Source organism: Bdellovibrio sp. HCB-162, from assembly GCF_047344985.1.
GTDB lineage: Bacteria > Bdellovibrionota > Bdellovibrionia > Bdellovibrionales > Bdellovibrionaceae > Bdellovibrio.
Map to the genome: position 1 here is coordinate 1002883 of NZ_CP178861.1, position 22000 is coordinate 1024882.

At 44.8% G+C, this 22000-nt stretch carries 23 protein-coding genes; 11 read left to right on the top strand and 12 right to left on the bottom strand.

The genetic code is table 11. The features are described 5' to 3' along the window. Positions 1-7: 7 nt before the first annotated feature. The 3 genes from ACLSSO_RS04905 to ACLSSO_RS04915 form a co-directional block, all read right to left on the bottom strand. Positions 8-682, bottom strand: a complete 675-nt coding sequence (locus ACLSSO_RS04905; RefSeq protein WP_295903021.1) for a substrate-binding periplasmic protein — start codon at positions 680-682, stop codon at positions 8-10. Positions 683-857: 175 nt separating this feature from the next. Continuing rightward, positions 858-1355 (bottom strand): OsmC family protein, encoded by a 498-nt coding sequence (locus tag ACLSSO_RS04910; protein ID WP_295903018.1) that lies wholly within the window; start codon positions 1353-1355, stop codon positions 858-860. Between the two features lie 28 nt (positions 1356-1383). Continuing rightward, on the bottom strand, positions 1384-2721 hold the full coding sequence (locus ACLSSO_RS04915) for a hypothetical protein (RefSeq protein WP_413944233.1): 1338 nt from the start codon (positions 2719-2721) through the stop codon (positions 1384-1386). A 237-nt stretch (positions 2722-2958) separates the two neighbouring features. On the opposite strand from ACLSSO_RS04915, the gene ACLSSO_RS04920 reads away from it, so the two are divergent. From ACLSSO_RS04920 to ACLSSO_RS04940, 5 genes are all read left to right on the top strand, one after another. Next, on the top strand, positions 2959-4758 hold the full coding sequence (locus tag ACLSSO_RS04920; protein WP_295903012.1) for a 30S ribosomal protein S1: 1800 nt from the start codon (positions 2959-2961) through the stop codon (positions 4756-4758). 116 nt (positions 4759-4874) lie between these two features. Next, positions 4875-5843, top strand: a complete 969-nt coding sequence (gene sppA, locus ACLSSO_RS04925) for a signal peptide peptidase SppA (RefSeq protein ID WP_413944234.1) — start codon at positions 4875-4877, stop codon at positions 5841-5843. Positions 5844-5851: 8 nt separating this feature from the next. Continuing rightward, the gene (locus ACLSSO_RS04930; RefSeq protein ID WP_413944235.1) at positions 5852-6451 is read left to right on the top strand and encodes an HIT family protein; all 600 of its coding nucleotides are present in this window, start codon (positions 5852-5854) and stop codon (positions 6449-6451) included. Between the two features lie 8 nt (positions 6452-6459). Beyond that, positions 6460-7194, top strand: a complete 735-nt coding sequence (locus tag ACLSSO_RS04935; RefSeq protein ID WP_413944236.1) for a rhomboid family intramembrane serine protease — start codon at positions 6460-6462, stop codon at positions 7192-7194. 144 nt (positions 7195-7338) lie between these two features. Further along, a complete protein-coding gene (locus ACLSSO_RS04940; RefSeq protein ID WP_295903004.1) occupies positions 7339-7527 on the top strand; it encodes a hypothetical protein in 189 nt (62 codons plus the stop codon). 93 nt (positions 7528-7620) lie between these two features. On the opposite strand, the gene ACLSSO_RS04945 is transcribed toward ACLSSO_RS04940, so the two are convergent. The 4 genes from ACLSSO_RS04945 to ACLSSO_RS04960 form a co-directional block, all read right to left on the bottom strand. Then, complete coding sequence (locus tag ACLSSO_RS04945; protein ID WP_413944237.1) at positions 7621-8580, bottom strand: hypothetical protein; 960 nt, start codon at positions 8578-8580, stop codon at positions 7621-7623. Positions 8581-8583: 3 nt separating this feature from the next. Then, on the bottom strand, positions 8584-9384 hold the full coding sequence (locus tag ACLSSO_RS04950; protein ID WP_295902998.1) for a hypothetical protein: 801 nt from the start codon (positions 9382-9384) through the stop codon (positions 8584-8586). A gap of 37 nt (positions 9385-9421) precedes the next feature. Next, positions 9422-10225, bottom strand: a complete 804-nt coding sequence (locus ACLSSO_RS04955) for a hypothetical protein (protein ID WP_295902995.1) — start codon at positions 10223-10225, stop codon at positions 9422-9424. A 153-nt stretch (positions 10226-10378) separates the two neighbouring features. Next, positions 10379-11380, bottom strand: coding sequence for a L,D-transpeptidase family protein (locus ACLSSO_RS04960; protein WP_295902992.1), 1002 nt, complete (start codon positions 11378-11380; stop codon positions 10379-10381). Between the two features lie 172 nt (positions 11381-11552). Between ACLSSO_RS04960 and fliL the strand changes: the two genes are divergently transcribed. From fliL to ACLSSO_RS04975, 3 genes are all read left to right on the top strand, one after another. Next, the gene (gene fliL / locus ACLSSO_RS04965) at positions 11553-12062 is read left to right on the top strand and encodes a flagellar basal body-associated protein FliL (protein ID WP_295902988.1); all 510 of its coding nucleotides are present in this window, start codon (positions 11553-11555) and stop codon (positions 12060-12062) included. A 105-nt stretch (positions 12063-12167) separates the two neighbouring features. Next, a complete protein-coding gene (locus ACLSSO_RS04970) occupies positions 12168-13574 on the top strand; it encodes a M16 family metallopeptidase (protein ID WP_295902984.1) in 1407 nt (468 codons plus the stop codon). A 2-nt stretch (positions 13575-13576) separates the two neighbouring features. Then, positions 13577-14992 (top strand): M16 family metallopeptidase, encoded by a 1416-nt coding sequence (locus ACLSSO_RS04975; protein WP_413944238.1) that lies wholly within the window; start codon positions 13577-13579, stop codon positions 14990-14992. Positions 14993-14996: 4 nt separating this feature from the next. Here the strand turns inward: ACLSSO_RS04975 and ACLSSO_RS04980 are convergent, their stop codons facing one another. Both ACLSSO_RS04980 and ACLSSO_RS04985 read right to left on the bottom strand, forming a co-directional pair. Continuing rightward, the gene (locus tag ACLSSO_RS04980) at positions 14997-15758 is read right to left on the bottom strand and encodes a hypothetical protein (RefSeq protein ID WP_413944239.1); all 762 of its coding nucleotides are present in this window, start codon (positions 15756-15758) and stop codon (positions 14997-14999) included. 113 nt (positions 15759-15871) lie between these two features. After that, on the bottom strand, positions 15872-16591 hold the full coding sequence (locus ACLSSO_RS04985; RefSeq protein WP_413944240.1) for a hypothetical protein: 720 nt from the start codon (positions 16589-16591) through the stop codon (positions 15872-15874). Positions 16592-16696: 105 nt separating this feature from the next. Between ACLSSO_RS04985 and ACLSSO_RS04990 the strand changes: the two genes are divergently transcribed. Both ACLSSO_RS04990 and ACLSSO_RS04995 read left to right on the top strand, forming a co-directional pair. Continuing rightward, positions 16697-17602 carry a LysR family transcriptional regulator gene (locus tag ACLSSO_RS04990; RefSeq protein WP_413944241.1) on the top strand — a complete coding sequence of 302 codons (906 nt, stop codon included), beginning with the start codon at positions 16697-16699 and terminating at the stop codon, positions 17600-17602. An 86-nt stretch (positions 17603-17688) separates the two neighbouring features. Continuing rightward, entirely contained in the window at positions 17689-19584 is a 1896-nt protein-coding gene (locus tag ACLSSO_RS04995; RefSeq protein WP_413944242.1) for a methyl-accepting chemotaxis protein, read from the top strand. Positions 19585-19666: 82 nt separating this feature from the next. On the opposite strand, the gene ACLSSO_RS05000 is transcribed toward ACLSSO_RS04995, so the two are convergent. After that, positions 19667-19936, bottom strand: a complete 270-nt coding sequence (locus tag ACLSSO_RS05000; protein WP_413944243.1) for a hypothetical protein — start codon at positions 19934-19936, stop codon at positions 19667-19669. A 154-nt stretch (positions 19937-20090) separates the two neighbouring features. Here ACLSSO_RS05000 and ACLSSO_RS05005 point away from each other — a divergent pair, with 154 nt between their 5' ends. After that, positions 20091-20540 carry a hypothetical protein gene (locus tag ACLSSO_RS05005; RefSeq protein WP_295906090.1) on the top strand — a complete coding sequence of 150 codons (450 nt, stop codon included), beginning with the start codon at positions 20091-20093 and terminating at the stop codon, positions 20538-20540. Here ACLSSO_RS05005 and ACLSSO_RS05010 read toward each other — a convergent pair. Both ACLSSO_RS05010 and ACLSSO_RS05015 read right to left on the bottom strand, forming a co-directional pair. Further along, a complete protein-coding gene (locus ACLSSO_RS05010; RefSeq protein ID WP_340590687.1) occupies positions 20537-21385 on the bottom strand; it encodes a pyruvate, water dikinase regulatory protein in 849 nt (282 codons plus the stop codon). The two genes, ACLSSO_RS05005 and ACLSSO_RS05010, sit on opposite strands and share 4 nt — an antisense overlap. Beyond that, complete coding sequence (locus ACLSSO_RS05015) at positions 21385-21942, bottom strand: GTP cyclohydrolase (protein WP_413944244.1); 558 nt, start codon at positions 21940-21942, stop codon at positions 21385-21387. The genes ACLSSO_RS05010 and ACLSSO_RS05015 overlap by 1 nt, the downstream gene beginning before the upstream one ends. Positions 21943-22000 lie beyond the last annotated feature (58 nt).

Below are 22000 nucleotides of genomic sequence, written 5' to 3' on the forward strand. Positions count from 1 at the left end.
GGGCTCTTTAATCTTCCACATGGATTTTTTTAAGTTTTTTTGCGGCGGCTTCTAATTTTCTTTTTATTTCTTCCGGTAAACTCTTTTTGCGACAAAGAACCGCTTCAAGCGGTTTTTCATTTTTTAAAGAGGATACGAGTTTTTCGTCATAGTGGGCTTTGTCTTTGGCAAAATTAAGAACTGACGATAAAGCACAAACTCCCTGAAGACGATTTGATTTTAACATTTCAACGGCCTGATCCATGCTGGTGACTTCCGTGAGTCTTTCAGGCTTCACGTATTGATGAATCAGCTCCGTGCAAGTTCCACGCAGTCGACCAATTCGCACGTCTTTTTGTTTCAAATCCACAGAGGGCTTAAGGTAAATGCGTGGTGTGGCTTCATAGAGTTTATCTTGGATCTCGTAATGCTTTTCATACTTTATGCATGAGACCGAGAAAAAGATCGCAAGATCCGGGTTTGAAGTCTCCATGGCATTCACCAGGCGGGCATGCGGATAAAGGTTGTATTCAAAGGTCAACCCGGACTCTTTCGCGAGTTGGGATAAAATATCGTAGTTGATGCCTTTAAGCTGTCCTTTTTCCTCGTAGGCAAAAGGACCCACTTCGGAAAGCCCTACTTGCAGAGTCTGCGCCTTTGCAAAGAAGGGAATTAGCAAAAATAAAAATAAAAGAACTGACATTGAACAATTATTAAATAAGGGCCTTTTGTGTTTTGCAAACAGGTTTTGGGAAACAAGGCAAGATGCAATAAAAGTTAACAAAGAACTGTTTCATTCTACAAAGAGAGATAATTGCAAATTTCTGAAACCGGGTGAAGGCCTGTCGAGTGTTCCCAAATTTACGAGATCATCTCTTTCAAACGTCTACTTTGATTTGAGGTGGATTTATAAGAGTTTGATATATTACGCAGTACCGTTCAGTCAGCTCGACCAATTTTTTCTTTTTCTCTTCAGGGATGTCGTCTTGAATATCAAAACGAAGGCGGATGTTAGTGAGTCCCACGGGGACGGTTCTATCGACACCGAGAGTCCCACGAAAATCCATATCCCCTTCAGCAAAAATTTCTGTGTATTGAAGTTGAATTCCCATATTTGTGGCAACGGCATTCAAAGTGACTCCGGCACAAGCGACCAAGGCTTCCATGAGCATATCTCCAGAACAGGCAAGTGTTCCATCTCCTCCAGCGGCGGGATGCAAGCCTGCGGTGACTTGCGCTATACCTGTGTCGATGTGACAAGAAATATCTTCTCCCAAAGTTCCAGAGGTGTGGAAGGTTACAAGGCTTGCTTCTTTATCCGCTTGATAGCGAGTTTTCAGAGGACGTTGCAGTTCGCGCAGTTTTTCCGTTTCCATAACAATCCTTTCCTTTGTGCGGTGCAATTCAAAAAGGTACGGCGTACCACCGGTCCGAAAGCAGCAGTGCTTTAATTGCCAGAGCTGTCGTGTAGGCAGAAGATCGCCACACGACAGGAAAGCGTGCAATGAAAGTCGCTGCATAAAAAACTTGTCCAGACCAGAAAAGGCGGCCGTCGGAATCCTTTTGCGCTTGAGATAAAAGAAAATCCAAACCACGACGTACGCGTTCGCGGTGAAGTTCATTCTTAGGATCTCCTAAAATCAACAAAGCATTGAGCGCCCATACAGTGGACTGAACATAATCGGGACGCGCTAAAAAACTATTTCGCCAAGAACCATCGCGATGTTGTTTGGCGATAATAAAATTCAAAGTGCGTTCGCGTGCGGGATCTAAACATGTTGTTCCGGCTTCAACATTTGAAGCAATCGTGTAGGGAAGGGCATAGAAACTGGGATAATACATTCCGCAAAAATAAAACTGCTTATTGCGCACAACGCGATTGATGTGCGCGCAGCTTGCTTGATAGCCGGGGCCTGATGTTTTCCCAGCGTAAGTCAGCATTCTTAGAATGTTTGCGTTCACAACGCAGTCGACGTCATTCACATTAAACGGAATGCGCGTGCCTTTGTCGGGGGCTGCAAAGTAATTCCGTGGCATATCGGGATCGTGTTCATCAAAAAGCCACGTCATAAAAGCGCCGGTGCGAATATGCCCTTGAGCGGCGTTATAGACATGCGGCTTTCGATCAAAATCACGATAAGTAGAAATCGCATCAATCACTTGCTCCGGTAAAACACTTTGCCACTCGGTCGGCGAAAGATCGCGCCGAAAACTTTGCATGTAGTGCAAGAACGTGTAAGTGACCGATGTTGTGTCAGCGTCAGGAGGAATATTCGCAAAACCTTTCCACTGGCGCGCAAGATACATGTAACGAGGTCCGCGCACTTTCATCCCGCGAAATGTGTACGGAGGATAGAAGTTAAATAAATTTGCCCAGCGATATTTCTCAAGACCTCTTTGCGTTTCCTCGAGCATCATGGGAATTTGTGAGTAACGGGGATTGTGCGCATAAATTTCTGCTAAAACATTCGCAATGGAACTGGCGACAAACGCGGAAGGTTCTTCGAAAGGCACGCCGAACTTTCCAACACCGATGGGACTTGGAACATACGAAGTCACACGCGCTCGCCACTGTCCCGGCTCGTAGCCTTCTTGCAAGCTCACTTGATAGTGTTCGATAAACGAGAGGGCCGAACGGATTTCCCGGTCGTACCGAGGAACCGGAAGCGCTGATGCGGTCTTTGGAGTAAACCAAAGCAGTCCTCCGAAAAGGATCCCAAGAAAACTCCACGCCCCCCGCATACGTCCTCCTTGTGCTCAGATCAAATATGTTCGAGATGACAGACACTTGTCAGGCCCAACATTCCCGCTCTGCAAGAGTACATAATGCAGGACCGCGAAAACCTTGGTGGAGCGCGTAAAACCTTTGACTTCCGCCCCCTTAGGTCGCTAAACCAGTGTTTCGCCCAAAGAGGTGAAGAAAGGTAACGGGTAGGTTCCAGCGAGGACTTACTACGTGGGAGGTTTTAAAAAAACTATATGACGAAACAATTAAACAAAGCCGAGTTGGAGAAACAGAAAGTTCTAGCTTTCTTGGATGCTGAAGACGCAAAGGTTCCAGCAAATCCAGGTCTATTGACATCAAAATCTGAAAAAGGTGATTTCGAAAACCTTTTTGAAGCGTCAATGAAAGAGCAAGACTTCAAAGTCGGCGACGTTGTTACTGGTACTGTAGTAGAAGTTCAATCTGACTATGTTCTAGTAGACATCAACTACAAGTCTGAAGGTTTGATCGCTATCAATGAATTCCGTATTGTTGACGGTGTTCGTGAAGTGAAAGCTGGAGACAAAGTAGAAGTTCTTATCGACCGTATCGAAAACGAAAACGGTATGATCGTTCTTTCTAAAGACAAAGCTGACATGCTTCGCGCATGGACTGATATCTCTAAAGCAGCTGAGAACGAAGAAGTTATCGAAGGTACTGTTGTTGCTAAAGTTAAAGGCGGCTTGAGCGTTGATATCGGCGTTAAAGCATTCTTGCCTGGATCTCAAATCGATCTACGCCCTGTTCGCAACATGGACGTTTACCTTGGTAAGAAATTTAAATTCAAAGTTATTAAGTTCAATAAGAAACGTGGCAACATCGTTCTTTCTCGCCGCGCTCTTCTTGAAGAAGAACGTGACAGTCTCCGTTCGCAAACTCTTGACACTATGGCTGAAGGTTCCGTTGTTACTGGTGTTGTTAAAAACATCACTGACTACGGTGCGTTCATCGATCTTGGTGGCATGGACGGATTGTTGCACATCACAGATATGTCTTGGGGCCGCGTAAAACATCCTTCAGAAATGTTGAATGTTGGCGACGAAATCCAAGTTAAAGTTCTTAAGTATGATAAAGAAAAAGAACGCGTATCTTTGGGTATGAAACAGCTTCATGCAGATCCTTGGGAATCTGTGAAAGCTTCTTATCCTCCAGGCACTAAGCTTAAAGGTAAAGTTGTATCTTTGGCTGAATACGGTGCATTCGTTGAACTTGGCGAAGGTATCGAAGGTTTGATCCACGTTTCTGAAATGTCTTGGACAAAACGTGTAAAACATCCTTCTCAAATCGTTAACGTAGGCGATGAAGTTGAAGTGGTAGTTCTTGAAGTAGACACTGAAAACCGCCGCATCAGCTTGGGTATGAAACAGCTTCAAGCAAATCCTTGGGTTGAGATGAAAGAATCTTATCCTCCAGGAACAATCATCGAAGGCGAAGTGAAGTCTGTTACTGACTTCGGTATCTTCATCGGCATCGAAGAAGGTATTGACGGTCTAGTTCACATTTCTGACTTCTCTTGGACTAAACGCGTAAATCACCCAAGTGAAATGTTCACTAAAGGTCAAAAAGTACGCGCGGTTGTTCTAGGTGTTGATATCGAGAACGAAAGATTCTCTTTGGGTATCAAACAACTTGAATCTGATCCTTGGGCAAACATCGAATCTAAATACGCTATCGGCACACAACACGACGTTAAAGTAACTAAAACAGCTGATTTTGGTGCTTTCGTTGAGCTTGAGTCTGATATCGAAGGTTTGATCCATATTTCTGAGCTAACAACTGAGAAAATCAACTCTGTTGAAGATTTCATTAAGCCAGGTCAAACGATCAAAGCTGAAGTGATCTCTATCGACAAAGACGCTCGTAAGATCGGCTTGTCTTCTAAACTTGTAAAACTTCGTGAAGCAAAAGCTGATGTTGACGATTACGTTAAAAAAGCGACTGCAACTTCTAAGTCTACTTTCGGTGACTTGTTCGCAGATCAATTGAAGAACGTAAAGACAGACGGTAAGCAGTAATTAAAGCCAGGTTCGGGTCGCCGCAAAGCACCTGAACTGGACTTCGTGCCGTTGACTGTAAAGTCTTAAAGAGGGACCCTAGTAGGGTCCCTTTTTTTATTTGCAGGAGCGCGCATATGCAGGGCAGTTTCTTTAAAAAACTTGTTATCATTTTTCTAGTCTTTGTCGGCATCGGGGCTTTGCTCAAAATGAGCGGAGATTTCTTCGGTGAATCTGAAAAGAAAGTCACAGCGAAAAACACCATCCTTCATTTGGATATGAACGGTGTGATTTTGAACGGAAAGAAGTTCCTTAAAAATCTCAAAAAATACAAAGACGAAGATAAGGTGAAAGCGATCCTTATCACGATCAATTCTCCAGGCGGAGCCGTTGGTCCTTCTCAAGAAATTTACACAGAAATCAAACGTGTTCGTGAAGAACTAAAAAAGCCAGTGATCTGCGTGTCTACGGGCGTGATGGCGAGTGGTGCATATTATTCAGCTGTTGCTTGTGACAAGATCGTTGTGGCGCCGGGCTCGCTTGTGGGTTCTATCGGTGTGATCATGGAGTTTGCGAATATCGAAAAACTTTATGATTGGGCGAAGATCTCTCGTTACTCCATTACTTCTGGAAAATTCAAAGACTCTGGTGCTGAGTACAGAGCGATGCGCGAAGATGAAAGAGCTCTTTTCCAAAATATGATCGACGAAGTGTATGCCCAGTTCAAAGGAACAGTGGCAAAAGAGCGCAATCTTAAAGAAGAACTAGTGTCTGAATATGCAGATGGCCGTGTGTTTACGGGCGCTACAGCTGTAAAATTAGGTTTTGCTGATAAAGAAGGTTTCTATGAAGACGCTGTGAAGTTGGCAGCAGAAACTGCGAAACTGGGCGATAACTACGATGTCTTTGAAGTTCCTAAAAAGCGTGTGAGCATTTTTGATTTGGGCGACAGCGATCGCGAAGATGACGTGAACAGCCTTGCAGAATACGCGGACGTTCTGAAGGGTAAATCTTTCGGACCGGATATGGAAGGCGCGATGAAGTTTGTTTTGAGATCCAAATTCTTGAATCAACCCATGATGATCTTGCCAGGAACTTGGGAGTAACCGGTTTCATGGCAAAAAAAGTCGCGAAGAAAACTAAAAAATCTACTGCGAAACGAAAGGCGTCTAAAAAGGCGCCTTTTGCGTCGGGAAAACTGCAAATCGGAAAAGACATTTGGCCTCTTGAACGCGACGTGCTTTTCCGTCCTGATCGCATGAAGTACGTGCGTAAGCTGATCAAACCTGAAGGCTGTGTTTTTTGTCGGGCAGCGCAGGCAGAAGTCTCTTTTGAAACCCTTTGCGTGTATAAGTCTAAGCACTCGATGGTGGTGCTGAATAAATTTCCGTACAACAGCGGTCACGTTTTGGTTTTGCCACAACGTCATTGCGGAGATCTTTTGAAACTTTCTGAGGAAGAGTTCCGCGACTTGCAAGACACTATTCGTTTGACGATGAAATCTTTAAACGAAGTTTATGAACCGGGCGGAATCAATGTGGGTTTGAACCACGGAGCGGTCGCGGGTGCGGGAATTCCCGAACACTTGCATTATCACCTGATTCCACGTTGGGCCGGGGATCTTAATTTCTTCCCTCTCATTGCTGAGACCAAGGTCTTGGTTGAAAGTCTGGAGCAGACCTATGAGAAGCTTTGGAGTATTTTAAAAAAATGAACAGAGGCATGACCTTTCAAACAGCACCGCTGACTCCGGCAGTGAAGTGGTTGCTGATTATCAATGTAGCGATCTGGTTTATCTTCCAAGTGATCATGGAAGGTTTCTTACGTGTTCCTTTCTCTTCGATCTTTGGTCTTTACCCGGGCAAAGTTCTTTTTGATTTCCAAATTTGGCAGCTCTTCACGTACATGTTCCTGCACTCTTTGCAGGTGACGCATATTCTTTTCAACATGCTGATGCTTTGGTTCTTTGGAGCCGAGCTTGAGCAGCGTTGGGGCACGAAATTCTTCCTCATTTACTATTTTGTTTCGGGAATTGGTGCTGCAATTTTGTACTGCTTGGGTGTCTGGGGCTACGCTTTAGCAACAGGTTCGCAAACGGGTTTGATTGTTCCGGTCATCGGGGCGTCGGGCGCGATCTTCGGTCTTTTGCTGGCTCAAGGGATTCTTTTTGGTGAGCGTATTGTTTACTTCTTTATGCTCTTCCCGATGAAGACCCGCTATTTCGTGGCTTTGATGGGTTTGGTGCAATTGGCCTCCATGATGACTTCAAGTGTCAGCGGGGGAGAGGTTGCTTATTTGGCCCATCTTGGGGGGATCGTTTCGGGCTATATCTGCCTTAAATTCAAGGGCTGGTTTGACCGTAACGAATGGAAGAAAAAGTCCAAAAACAAGGGCCGCAACCTGCGCCTCGTCGTCGATAACGAAAAGAGCGATAAACCACCAAAATACTGGAATTGATAGGTACCAGCTTCCCTCTGTGCTGATTTGGGGGAGGTATCTCTTCCCAAATCAGCACAGAGGGAAGCTGGTACCTTTTAGGGGGCTGGACTCTGCCCGCAATCTACGCTATAAAAGGGTCTCGATAGAAACAGGGAGTTTATAATGTCTTTGGCTCAAGCTAATAAAAATTTGAAGTTCGATAAACGTATGACTGAAAGAAACGTCAACGTTGGTGAAATGTCTAAAGAAGAATTGCAAAAACACCTTGAATCACTTCCAGATCTTTCTCACAACGTAGAGAAATTCACTATCGACGGTAAGAACTCTTCTTCTACTGAAGAATCTCACTAAGCGGCGGATGCCGAGGATGTCGGAGCACCAGTGGTGCGAAGACTGGACTGAGTAAAATCTTAAAAAGCCTCTTCGCAAAACGAAGGGGCTTTTTTATTTTATATTCAAAGCTTCAGCGATTCTGGCTTTGATGATTTGGCTTTCCGCCTCAGTAGGAGGTTCGCCCCATTTTTTAATGAAGTCGGCTTCGGCTCCGCGATAGGCTTCTTCGAATTGTTCTTGTTTGATTTTTGGAATGGCAGACTCCACGCTTTTTCGGGTTTCTTGAAGTTGCGTGACGACTTCGGTGACTTGTTGTTTGTGATAATCCTGAAGTTTGTGATACCCCGTGTGCGCATTAAATACCAAAACGATTCCTAAGAATGTCGCGCTATAAACTCTTCTAAAAGTATTATAGGCTTCAATTTTAGATTGAGATTTCAAAGCAAGGCGCGCTTCTTCGGCGTGCTCTTTAAAACCGTCGCGAATAATTTTGAACATCAAATCCGGCGGCACTTCCTGATTTTTAACTCCAGGTAAAACCATCGGAATGCGCATCCATTCTAAAATGCGACTGTGTTGAATCGTCCAAATTTTATCGAGACCTTTACGGAAAATACCGGCATCCCTCGGGTCATTAATTTCACCCCAAGTTCTAATAAGACCGTCTTGCAAAAGTTTTTCTTTAATTAACATCACCGTAGAGTCTTCAAGGCGTGTTTCTTTGTCTTGGCGAATCCAGCGATCGACGGTTTCTTTTTTACCGAATAAAACAGTGCCCAGTTCAATGGCGTAACGTTCAACGGCTTTATCGGAAACGAAAGTCTGTAAGTCCGTGTCGTTGATTAATTTACGAAGTTTACGTCGGCGCAACCATGAAAAGTCTTTGCCGATGTCTTCAATAGAGTGTCCTTGAAGGATGAAGTCATTGTTTTTAGCATCCAGTTGTTGGATGACTTCAAGAACAGTGGGAAGGAATACAGATTCGCAACGTGGCGCACGAGCCTGAGCGGCCAGAGGACCGCTCAGGGAAAAAAGAATTAAAATGCCAAGTAAACGAATCATTAATTTCATGAATTACTCAAGGGCCATCGCTGAAGAACGCAGGGCCTGACGAGTGTTTTCGATTTCTTTAACAACCAACTCAGCTTCGGAGTCTGAAAGACCGCTGATGATTTGTCCGATGTTACCTGCACTCATCACCAAAGGACCGATGAGTGTTGCTCTGGATTCTTTTTGAGTCACACCGTAAACCGTGATAGCGGCACCGGCTGCTTGAGCGATCTGCGCGATCAATTTGTTTTTCGAAGTAGAACTTTCGTTTTCAGAGTACTCATTCAAAGTTTTGCGAGCGCCTTGCAAAGATACTTCAAGATTTTTCAGAAGAGCCGCAGAAGATTTGTCTGTCGTCTGGCTTAAAGCCTCTTTCACTTCTTGTTCAGCCTTCGTCAACTGTTCGTTTAATTTAGTCACATCGGCTTCCGGCTTCACGGCTTGTCCGGCAACACTTAAACCTACAGAGCCCGCCGACATAAGAACACTCGCCGCACCGGCAAGAAGTCCTAAAATGCCATCACCACTGCCGCCACGTGCGCGGAATTTGAATGTAGCATACACAGAAAGCCCCAGGCCCACAGCCGCACCTGCGACAGCGGAGCCACTTAAAATGCTTCCTTTAGAATCACGTTTTTCAATAGCAGTCTTTGTCGCCACAAGAGCTTGATCTAAAGAGAGCAGTTCTGCCTTCAAAGACTGAACATTTTCTTTAGCAGTTTTGATTTGCTCTTCACCAATACCGGCTGTGCGGTCTTGGGCGAAGGCGGCACTTTGCATGCTGATCATACCAGCAAGAGTCAGACATAAAATTTTCGATGACATGGGTTGTTCTCCTTTTAAATCATTTGTTTTATATTAATTATTCAAGAGTGACGGCTGCAGAAATCAGCGCACGGCGAGTGCTTTCGATTTCTTTGATCACTTGCTCGGCTTCAGCATCCGAGAAGTTTCCTACGATCTGTCCGAGATTTCCGGCGCTCATCACCAAAGGGCCGATAAGAATCGCGCGGGATTCACTGCGAGCCATTCCATACACTGTGATAGCCACACCAGCAGCTTGTGTAACCTCTGCGATCAATTTGTTTTTGCTAATGGAAGCATCCTTTTCATCATAGTTCGCCAGTGTTGCACGAATGCCTTGCAGATTTCCTTCAAGCTGTTTAAGTAAAGCCACAGAGGATTTATCGCTCGTTGAAGCGAGCGCTGATTGCACTTCGCTTTCCGCTTTTGTCAGTTTGTCATTGAGGTCTTTCACATCGACTTTTTGTTTTGTCGCTTGATCTAGAGCACTTGTGCCCGCTGAAACACCTGACATAACCATTCCGGTCATTGCCGCCAACATTCCCAAAATCCCGCTCATTTCTCCACCGCGTGAACGTAAGGAAAATGCGGCATAAACAGACAACCCCAGTCCGAGAGCAGCACCTGCAATGGTCGTCGAACTGAATTGGGCGCCTGAGTGATCGCGTTTTTGGATATTCTCTTTGGCAGTGCTTAACGCTTGATCCAACGCCAACAACTCCGCCTTCACAGAGCGGATGTTTTCTTTAGCTGTACGGATTTGTTCAGTGCCAATACCTGCCGTGCGATCTGTTTGCGCAAAGGCCACACTTTGCAGGCCCATCACGCCAGCAAGAGTGAGCGATAGAATTTTGGACGACATAGGTCTCTCCTTTGGTTTTTTGAAAAAGAGAGCAAGGGATATGCCTTTTAAAACGAGATATATTTGAATTCAGTGTCTCAGGATGAGACGTCTCCCGTTTTAAGACAAAGCAGGGCACCGATATGAAAATACTTTGACGGGTGTTGCCTTAAATTATTGTTGGCTTTGGTTGGCTTGAGCTGTGAGCGAGTTGTCACGGGCGATAGCGGCTGTGACTTCTTTTTGATTAAACGGGGTCCACTCTTCGCGGATGATTTTGTAAGTGTTGCCGGACTTCAATGCGTAGATCGTCTTAACGCCGTAGTCGACGTGTTTATCGGATTCGTATCTTTGCAATGTCTTTACTAACAACTGATCGTTGTGTTGAACGATGTACGGCTGAGAAAGATGAACCTTGATGAATTCGTATTTGGATTTCAAGTTGGCTTTGTGATTTTTCCAAGAATCGAAGTTAAAGCCGGGAGCTCTGAAGTCTTTGTCGTAAAAGCTCATGTACTTTTCGATATCTTGGTTTTCCCAAGCTTGGCGCCAGCCTTCAACAAAAGTGTTCAGTTCCAGGCGGCGTTTTTCGTGATCTTCTTTAGAAAGATAATTCACGTGATCAAAGATCAAGATCGGTGTTTCACGAAGCTTGATGTAGTCGGCAAGCTTTTTAATCACCTCGTTGCGAACCACGACACAGCCTCTTGAACCGCGAGTCAAAGGCACAGTGTCGGGAATGGCGTGCAGCCAGATGCCAGAACCTGTTTTCTTTTCTCGTTGGTCAAATAGATTTGGGTAGTTTGTCGTGAAGGCCAAAGCGCCATAAAGATTGAAGGGGATTTTTGGCTGAGATAAACGCTGCTCTAAGAAATAAATACCTTCGGGAGTTTTGTGATCGTCGCGTTTTGTTTTATTTCCACCGGCTTTACCGATGTCAGCAGGGTACTCTTCCACTTTTTTGATTTTCTCGCCATTGCGCTCAAAGACGGTGAGCTTACGTTGTTCTTTATCAACAAGAAAAACGTAGCGAGAAAACGCTTCTGTCTCTGAGATTTGTAAAAGGGGAGCTGGGAGAAGTTCCGTTTCAACTTGAGAAGTGGACGTGACGGCAGGGCCCGCCAGTGTTGGCAGACTTAGCAAAGATAAAGCACAGCCCGTGAGGAAACGTCTCATATCTCTATTATGGTCGGAAGTGTCTTATTCTTGTCAAGTACCTGTCCTCGTATGTCTAAAGCTTGGACGTTTTGTCTAAGATTTTTCCTTAATAAATGTGAAGAAATAGGGTCTTAGATCTTAAGACCTAGGCCTGTTTCACCGATATCTTTCAATGAAGAGGTAGTTAGACATGGCTGAAACACAAGAAAAAGCTCCAGCTCCCAAGCGCAACCTAGGAATGATTCTGCAAATCGCTTTTGCGGTTCTGAATATCGCCGTGATGGGAGCAGGGGGTTACATGGTTTACGCCTCGACGATGGGTTGGGAAAATCCAAAAATCACAGAAGAAGATGCTGAGCGTGAACTGGCCTCCACTTCCAATGAAGCTGACCTTTCTCCGCTTGTGTACACAATGGATAAGTTCACTGTGAATTTGGGGGGCGAACCCAAGCGCACGATCCGTTTGGAAGTGAATCTACAAATGCTTGGTAAAGAGGGTTTCGAGGAAGTGATGGAACCTGAAAACCGCGCAAAAGCTCGTGACCGCATTGTACGCTTGTTAAATGATAAGTCCTTCGCGGACCTAGACAGCATTCAAGGCAAACTCTTTTTAAAAGACAAAATCGCTGGTGAGGTGAATGGCATTCTTCATCGCGGCGTTGTGAAAGATGTCTTTTTCTCTGACTTCGTTGTGCAGTAAAGCAGTCTTCGCCGAACAAAAGTCTTAAATGTCCTCTATTCGTTGAATTCATAGCCCTGGGGTTTCAAACTAAGGGTTATTGCATATTCAACGAAAGAAGCAGCTATGAAGAAACGTTTTTCGCTTTTGCTTTTAGGACTTTGCTTTTCCGCGACCGTCCTAGCCGTCGAACCCACACCGACACTCCCTAATAAACCCGAAAAAAGTGAAGTGATCGGAGCCATCAAAGGATGGGCTCAACAAAGTGATCTTAAAATCTCTTTGCCGGTCACAAAGTTTGTTTTGGATAACGGACTCACGGTTCTTCTGCTTGAAGACCATGCCGTTCCGATGGTGAGTTATCACACGTGGTATCGCGTCGGTTCACGGGATGAATATCCAGGTGTCACGGGCGCCGCTCACATGCTTGAACACATGATGTTCAAGGGTGCCAAAAAGTATGACGGCAAAGCGTTTGACCGTATCTTCCACGAAAACGGAATTACAAATAACGCTTTCACAACGAATGACTACACTGGGTTCTATGAAAATCTGCCAAGCTCGAAACTTGAATTGGTGATGGACATGGAAGTGGACCGCATGAGTTCTCTTCTGATCAGCCCTGAAGATCTTAAGAGTGAAAAAGAGGTTGTGAAGGAAGAGCGTCGCTGGCGTGTCGATAACAACCCGATGGGACTTTTGCGTGAGTTGATGATGGGCACGATGTTTAAAGTCAACTCGTACAAATGGCCTGTGATCGGTTACATGAAAGACATTGAAAACTACGACTCTGAAAAACTGCGTTTCTTCTATAACACTTTCTATGTTCCTAACAATGCGGTTTTGGTTTTGGTTGGAGACTTTAAAACGTCTTCAGTAAAAAGCCTGATTGAAAAGTATTATGGCAAGCTTCCTTCAAAACCTTTGCCTGAAAAGAAGCATCCTGTTGAACCTCCACAAAAAGTTCAACAAAATGCGACCTTGAAAAAAGACGTGCAAAATAATTCCTTCGTAGTGGCTTTCCAAAGTCCGCGTCAAGGGGAGCCCGACATGTATCCGTTGGATTTAGCGGCAAATATTTTGGGTTATGGAACTTCCAGCCGTTTGCACAAACGTTTGGTTTACCAAAAACAAATCGCGACTTCGGCTTATGCCTATAACTACGCAATGAAAGATGCCGGTGTTTTGGGTGTCGGCGTCAATATGAAACCGGGTGTTGGTACTCAGGAAGCTTTGGATATCGTTTATAACGAAATCTGGAAACTGCGTAATCAAAAGGTTTCTGACAAAGAATTGGAAAAAGCAAAAACCCAAGTCATGAAAGACTTGGTTGATAGCCTAAAAACTATGGACGGAAAGGCGCGCGCTTTGGCTGTGAATGAAATCGTCACAGGCACGTATGAAAGCCTTTTCACGGATCTTGAAAAGTATCAGGCTGTTACGGCGGAAGATATTAAGAAAGCCGCAGATAAATACACGCAACAAACTCAGCGTTCGATTATCACCCTAGAGCCTAAGGCAAAGAAGGAATAGTTATGAACAAAATCACGTTGGCATTCACACTTCCTTTGATTTGCGCTTCCTTTGTCGGATGCTCAAGCTCTTCCAAAAAAGAAAAAGCACCTTCCGCGGGTTATGTCACTAAGGGCAACGGCTCTTTTAAGCTGCAACCTTATAAAGAACTCACCTTAGAAAACGGTCTTAAAGTTTTCTTCGTGCATGATGCGACATTGCCGCGTGTGAGTCTGACTTTGATGATGAAAACGGGTTCTATGCAGGAGCCTTCTCAGCATCCGGGTTTAAACGCTTTGACAGCGTACTTGCTGGAGCAGGGCACGCAATCTAAAGACGCAATGAAAATTGCCGATGACTTCGGTCAATTGGGAGCTTCTTTAGATATCACTCCTGGTGCTGATGTAACGACGGTCTATGCCGATTCATTGACGACGGGTTCAGAGACACTTTTGGATCTCTTTGCCGATGTCGCTATGAACCCAGCATTTAAGGACACGGAGATTTCCCGCATTCGCGCGCAGATGATCGCGGGCTTGCAAAAGAAAATCGACAATCCGTCTTCGTATGCAGACGATGAGTCGGATAAGTTTGTCTTTGGAGAGCATCCTTACGGACGTGACGTGAATGGAACGATTGAGTCTCTTCGCGGTACAAGCAAGCAGGATATCATCAAACACTATCTGACTTTCTATCGTCCTAACAATGCGTCTTTGGCTGTCGTGGGGGCTTTTGATGAGGCTTACGAAAAGAAGATCCAAGACGTTTTTGCAAAATGGACAAAAAGAACCATTCCAGTCGTGAACGTGACGGCTCCTCCGGCGTCGGATTCTTTGAAAGTGAAGCTCATCGTGAAAAAGGGTTTGCAACAAACACAAATCCGTATTTCTGAATTGGGAATTTCACGCAACGATCCTGATTACCTGGCACTGCGTTTAGGCAATGAAGTTTTGGGCGGCAGTTTTGCGAGTCGTTTGAATCAAAAGGTTCGCGATGATCTTGGGCTTACTTATTCGATTTATTCTTTCTTCGACGTGCGAAAAGAGCGTGGAAGTTTTGATATCTCTACTTTCACAAAAAACGAAACGGCGGGAAGAACTTTGGATGAGGCTTTGAAAGTCGTGACGGATTACGTGAATAACGGGGCTCAAGAATCTGAAATCACAGCTTCACGCAATCAGTTGATTGGACAGTTTCCGCGCGCGATTGAAACCGCGGACCGTTTGGCTTACAACCTTATGGCTTTGGACTTTTACGGAATCCCGGTGGATTACCTCACGGACTTCAATAAGAACGTGGCAAATCTTCGCTTGAAAGATTCCAATGCGGCGATCAAAAAGGCTGTTGATCCAAATAAATTCAAAGTCTTGGTTTACGGGAATGAAAACATCATTCCGCAATTTGAAAAATACAAACCAGAAATCGTAAAAGCGAAATAAAGAATCACTGACTGAAGTTCTGCGCATCTTGCAGAACTTCAGATCCCCACATCACCGTGGACCCCGTCGTAATATAATGCTGAACAAATGAAGAAAGATCGCTGGCGCCTTCGTTTTGCCAGTACATCACGCAATTTGTATTTGTGGTGTGAGCACCATGTGCTGTGTCCTGGTGGGGAGTCACCATCGGGACACCGTTATTAACAAAACCCAAAGCGTGTCCAATCTCATGCACCATCGTGCTTTGCTCGACGTATTTGGGAACAGGTCCATTGGGATTATTGCCTGAGTTTTGAATCACTTCCTTAAAGATCGCAATAATAGGTGTGCCGCCAAGGCTGACGCCGATCACACTCGCTGTCGGGCCCGAACCGGGATTGTAATTTCCTTTTAAGAAATAAAGATAGAAGTGCGCTTCTGTGGAGGTGGGTTCGGCTTGTCGATACTGTTTGCTTAAATTTAAAATGTCAGTGCCAAGCCAGCTTGTGCGATTTTGCGAAGGAATCGCCGTCATTTGATTTAAAGCTCTGGGCACAACCAAAAAAGGAGCGGTGCTACGATACTGAAAAATGGAATTCAAATTGTCTTCTAAGATTTGCCAGTAGTTCATTCCCGACAAAGTCGTTCCCTCGTAGGGTTCAGCTCCGGGTTCATAGTAGACTTCAACAACGACTTTTTGCGTGGATTTAAAATAAAGATTGGGACTGGAAAAAGGAAAGCTCGTTGCGGAATCAGAGCTTGAGTTGCTGCAGTTTTGAAAGAGCAAGCAACAGCCCATAAAAAACAAAACGAGGGTGGTTCTCCTGAGGGAAGTCATACAGACTTTTCGGAGAAGCCCCTCGTTTTCTTAAGAACAGTGTCTCAGTTTGAAACAGTTTCTTATTTTCTTTTCTTACGTGCGCGTAGGAAGATGATCGCACCCAAAGCCGCAAGCAGAAGGGCCCCGCCTAGGAGCATGGCTTTATTGCTCCCTTTGCTTTCCGTGCCATCCCCTTGAAGCATATCCGCTGGCATGGCCGAGCTGATCGGTGCACCCAAGGTTTCAGAACCAGGGCGGATTGGACCAAGGTCCGGTTTTGCCAAAAGATTTTTTGAAGCGATCACGCGCAAACTCATCACGGCTTTAAAGAAATCTTGGCTGTATTTAGTGTAGTACTGCTTGTGCGCACTGAAGGTCACAAGGATCGCGATTTTATCTTTGATTGTTGCAAGATAACGAGTGAAGTAGTTAGGAACTTCCGATCCTAAGTGCAAAGAATCCACCCATGTTTGGTCGTTGATCTGCACGCTTTTCGCTTTATAAACGATTTTAGACTCTGTCGTGCCGCCACCGCGAAGGTTCACGGAGATCGGCGAGTTTAAGTGAGATTCGTAAAGAGCGAATGTATCTGTCGGTCCCACTTCTTTGGCTGTAAGAATGATGATGGCCTCTTTAGATTCTTTGGTTTGTTCACTTCGGCAGACCCATTCGGTTTGCTCCAAGTTGCACTTCCAAGTTTCAGGCATCTCGAATGCGATGTAAGCATTACGAAAGACTTTTGCATGGGCGCTAAAACTGAGTAGAATAACGGCGAGTGATGCGAACAAACTATACTTCATGCGGACCTCGGCTGATTTAGACTCCGACTATGTCTGAGTCATGTTTGTTTACAAAGTATAATAACAAAGTTCCTTCGGATCAAAGAGCAAAAGGAGAAATTTCCGGTGAAGAACCTTTATCAGCTGACCACCTTTGTAACAGTCATCAGTGAGGGCAGCATGACAGCTGCGGCTGATAAGCTTTATCTGACTCAGCCTGCGGTTTCCCAGCAAATTCGGAATCTGGAGGAAGATCTAGGAGTGGAGCTTTTGGTGCGCGGTGTACGCCAAATTAAAGCGACTCCTCAAGGGGAAGTCCTCTACGAGTACGCCAAAAAGATTATCAATCTGACACAACAAGCGGAAATTGCCATCAAATCCATCGGCAATCAAATGAAGGGACAGCTTCGAATTGGGACATTGAACTCACTCGGTCTTCACTTGATGAGTCCGATTGTGGGTCGACTTATGCGCCACAATCCGGATCTGATGTTGAAGATTGATTACGAACGTGGTGACGAGTTGATCAAAGGTTTTAAAAAAGGTCAGTACGATATCTTGATTCTTCCGGACGTGAAGGTGGAGTTTTCTGCGGAGCTTGAAAACTGCGAGCAAAAATTCCTGGTGAAGGAAGAAATGTGGCTGGTGGGTTCAAGCAAAGATGAAAAAATGCCTCAGCAGATCACGATGAAAGATATCAGCGCCTTCCCATTGGTGAATTTCACAGATGAGTTTCCGGGCTTTAGTGGTCTAGTGAACAGCAAGTTGCAAGCTTTGGGTTTGCAAGTCGCTTCGATTTTTGAATCAGCCAATGTGGGAACTTTAAAGCGCGTGATCGAAGCGGGTTTAGGTTGGGGATTTTTGCCAGCGCACTCAATCAAGAAACAAGTGCGGTCCGGACGTTTGAACCGCGTTTACGTGAAGGACCTTCACTATGAAATCGATCTGATGTTCTATTATAAAAAGAACTCCGACAATAAAGCTTTGGTCGAGATCTTTTATCAAACCATGGCTCAACAGGAGAAAGGTTAGTTTTCATCTATCTAGACCTAATTTAATCACTCCTTCTTCCGAAAAGACACGAGTAGATCTTGTCTTAATGTGAAGAAGGAATGTTAATGAAGAAGTACTATTCAATTCAAGTGAAGCTCGCTGTTCCCATTATTCTCATCGCTTTATTGGTGTTGGGAACAATGACGTTCTTGATGGCTCGTAACGGTCACGAGACGGCCAAAAAAGGTGCGACAGACAAAACAGTGGCAACGGCGCGTGCTTATGCGACTGAAATGCGTTTGGAAGTGGAGCATGGTTTGGACATCGCTCGCAATATGGCGCACATTCTTGAAGCTTACAAAAAAGTGGGCTACACGGGCCGTGAAAATATCAATGAAGCTCTTCACGAGATTTTAGTTAAAAATAAATTTCTTATCGGTACATGGACGGGGTGGGAGCCCAATGCGTGGGATGGCAAAGACGCCCAATACGCAAACACCAAAGGCAACGATGCTTCAGGGCGTTTTGTTCCTTATATGAACTGGGAGGGCGGCAAAGCCTCTTTAACTCCGTTGATTGGTTATACGAATCCCGGTGAAGGCGATTACTATTTAGTTCCAAAAAGCCGTCAAAAAGAAACCATGGTTGAGCCCTATCTTTATCCCATTGATGGCGTGCAAGTGTTGATGACATCTGCCGTAGTTCCTATTGTGATTGAAGGAAAATTCTATGGTGTGGCCGGCGTCGATCTTCCTTTGAAGGAAATCCAAAAGAAGGCGGCTTCGATTAAGCCATTTGAGACATCTGAAGCTTTCCTGGTTACGGCAAAGGGAAACTACGTTTCTCATCCAGATGAAAAACTGATCACAAAAGAAGCTCAGTATCCATTTGAGGCGGATAAATTTAAAGAAGCCGTTAAAAAAGGTGAAGAGATCCAAATCACGGGTATCGATCCAAAAGACAACAATGAGTATCTTTATGTTGTAACTCCGTTGGCTGTTGGAAACACTGAGGAGCCATGGGCTTTGATTGTGCGCACACCAACAAAAACCGTTTTGGCGGAAGCGAATTCAATGGTGTGGACGCAAGTGGTGATCGCATTGACGGGAATCCTCTTCCTTCTTGCGGCCGTGATCTTGATTGCTCGTTATATTTCTAAATCGGTCAGTGCCTTGTCTAAAAAATTACAAAGTTCCGGTGACCAAGTGTCTTCAGCAATTCAACAGCTGTCGATTGCAGGTCAATCGTTGTCGCAATCATCCAGTGAGTCTGCGGCGTCCTTAGAAGAAACTGTGGCGGCTCTTGAAGAGATGACGTCCATGGTGAAAATGAATTCTGATAACGCGAAACAAGCAGCCTCTTTGTCGTCAGCGTCTTCTGATGTTGCCGTTCAAGGTGAAAAAGAAATGCAGGAGCTTTTGTCTTCAATGAATGAAATCTCTGATTCTTCTAAGAAGATCGAAGAGATCATCAACGTGATTGACGATATCGCGTTCCAGACAAATCTTCTAGCATTGAACGCTTCCGTTGAAGCCGCTCGTGCCGGTGAGCACGGTAAAGGTTTCGCCGTTGTTGCAGAAGCCGTTCGTTCTTTGGCGCAGAGATCCGCATCAGCTGCAAAAGATATCACGGGCCTTATTAAAGAATCCGTAGAAAAAATCGAACGCGGCACTATGAAGTCGGCAAAATCCGGCGACATGCTAAAAAATATCGTTCAGTCAGTGAAGAAGGTTTCTGACTTGAACAATGAAATTGCCGTGGCCAGCGAAGAACAATCCACAGGCATTGCGCAAATCGGTAAAGCGATGAATCAGTTGGATCAATCCGTTCAATCTAATGCAGCGTCTTCGGAAGAAATCGCAGGCACGGCGGATGAGATCAACACTCAAGCGCAAATCATGAAGACCGTGGTCGATGAGTTGAATCTTGTCGTGTATGGTGCTTCCGGTCAGCATGCGCGCGGAGAAACAGTTCCATTCCCGGCACGTGAAGAAGAACACGCGACTCAAAAAGCGGCGTAAATTTTAAATAAATCTTTTCTTAAAGGCTTGTGCAGATTTGATTTTGCACAAGCCTTTTTTATTACCTATTTAAATCGGAAATCTAGTGACGGCTGTCGCGGTCGTTTGATGGTGGAATTTTACTGCAGATGTAACCGCAGTGATGAAAGCAAAAATCCTCTTTGCTCCAACAGTATTTTTTCGCCACCACATAACCACGTGGGCATTGCGGGCGCTCAAAGCTCGCGGTCGTCATAAGCGGTTCAATCACGGCGTTGGCAGGGAGCTGTTCCATAGACGAAACAGTGTCCGTAGCGAAGGCAGCGCTGGTAAATGAAAGTGTCATGAGAATCATCAAAGCTAATTTCTTCATAAGGTCTCCTTTTTTTGGAGATTAGAAAGTGCAAGGAGGGTTTTCCATTTCTTTTGGGAATCCCTGCGACAAAACAAGAAGGTCATTGCAAGTATCCGAAAGGCAGTGGTAATCAGTTTTAAAACCATGTCATGAATTTTCAAAAGAGGGACTTATGAAAACGTGTTTGACGATTCTTATTTCAATCCTAGCGACTTCCTCGGCGTTTGCAGCGTCAGATTCTGTCGGCGTTTTCTATCGCCCTGAAAAGGTAAATGTTCTGATCAATGAAAATCACAACCGCTCTATGCGTTTGGCAGAGATGATGGACGTTTTAGGTCTTGGCGGCAAAGCCACTTTGATATCTTCTGATGGAAGCATCAAAATGGATTGTGGTGTTGGCGAAGAAGGCTCCGGTTGCACTTTTAGATTTCTACCGTCAGCTCACGTAACAATTGGTCATAAAAATGTAGAAGCCGTCGTGACGGCGGAAGATTTAAAACTGCCACAAGCTCCCAACTTTGAAATGGTTTTTGAAAGCTCCATGGCAGATCGTTTTGTGATGCAAGTTTCTAACGGAAAAGTTTATTTCTTTGCCAACAAACGTGGCGGAGAAAAGAACTAAAAGATCACGCTGTCAGGCAATCCCAAGCGAGCGGCGATAATACGAACAATCTCGCTCGCATTTTCTTCTAACGCGCGCTCCGTCACGTTGAACACGGGCCAGCGGCGATTCTGCTTAAAGATTTTTTCAGCATATTCAATTTCTTTTGCGATATGAGCCATCGAAGCGTATTCACCACCAGGATCTTGTCCGAACTTTTCAAGACGGCTCTTACGAATTCTTTGCAGGGAATCCATATCGATAATCAATCCTACAATACGGCGCTGATCAATTTTAAATAATTCTTCCGGCAGGGGAGTATCTAAAACCAAAGGAACGTTTGCGACCTTCCAACCTTTGTGACTTAAGAAAATCGACAAAGGAGTTTTACTTGTGCGGGAAATTCCCACCAACACGATGTCAGCTTTGTCTAATTCCGCAAAAGTTTTTCCGTCGTCATGTTTCACGGTGTACTCAATTGCCTCAATGCGCTTAAAGTATCTTTCATCCACCGCACGAAGAGCACCGACGTGGGATTCAGAGTGCTCACCAAAAAACACATCCAAAGTGCTAAGAAGAGGGCCGAGCAAATCAAAATAAGGAATGCCTTTACCCGAAGCCATTTCGCGAATTTTATTGCGAAGCTGTTGGCTCGCCACCGTATAGGCAAGCATTCCCCGGCGCTCAAAACATTCTTCAATGACCGCTTCGGCTTGAGTTTCTGTGCGCACGTTCTTACAACGAATCATATTGATGTCTTTGGTAGAGTACTGAACAAGGGCCGCACGAATCATCGTCGCCGCCGTTTCGCCCGTACTGTCTGAAAGAATATAAATCGTGTAGGTTTTGTTTTCGTTTTCGCTCATTAGTCAGCAAATCCATTGATAAGGGAACGGCGCACGTTTTCGATATGTTCTTTGAGCCACAAGTCCGCCATTCCGGAAAATAAAATAAACGCGAAGTCGGGGCTTGCTTTAATCACAAGGCATGTTGTCTTGTGATCCGGATCAAGATGTTGCAACTGCATTTTTTCAAGCATTGAACGTGAATCTGTTTTTAGAACCGACATCAAAGTCATATCGGGAAGTTTCACGACCGTTTTACCATTGTTTTTTAAAAGCTGACTCACACCTTTGTGGAAATAAGCTTGCGCTCTCCATTGGCTGTCGTGATTTTCCAATAAAACTCCGGCGTCAAACATCATTGCCAGGCGAGAAAACACCACGATGGCGCGATCAATATGATCTTCCGGTAAACCTTGTGACAGACCACGAACCAAAGAGACATCGCGAGAGGCTTCAAAACTTGCTTGATTGCGTTCTGTCTCTTCGACTTTATTTTCAAAATCGTTGTCCAAGAAAGACTCAAAACGTCTTTGCAACTTTGTGAATTTTGAAACTAAAGATTGAGATAATTTTTCCATGCACGTTCCCCTTAAGTTTATTCTGAGGAGAAGTGACGGTTTAATCAAGCAAGACAGT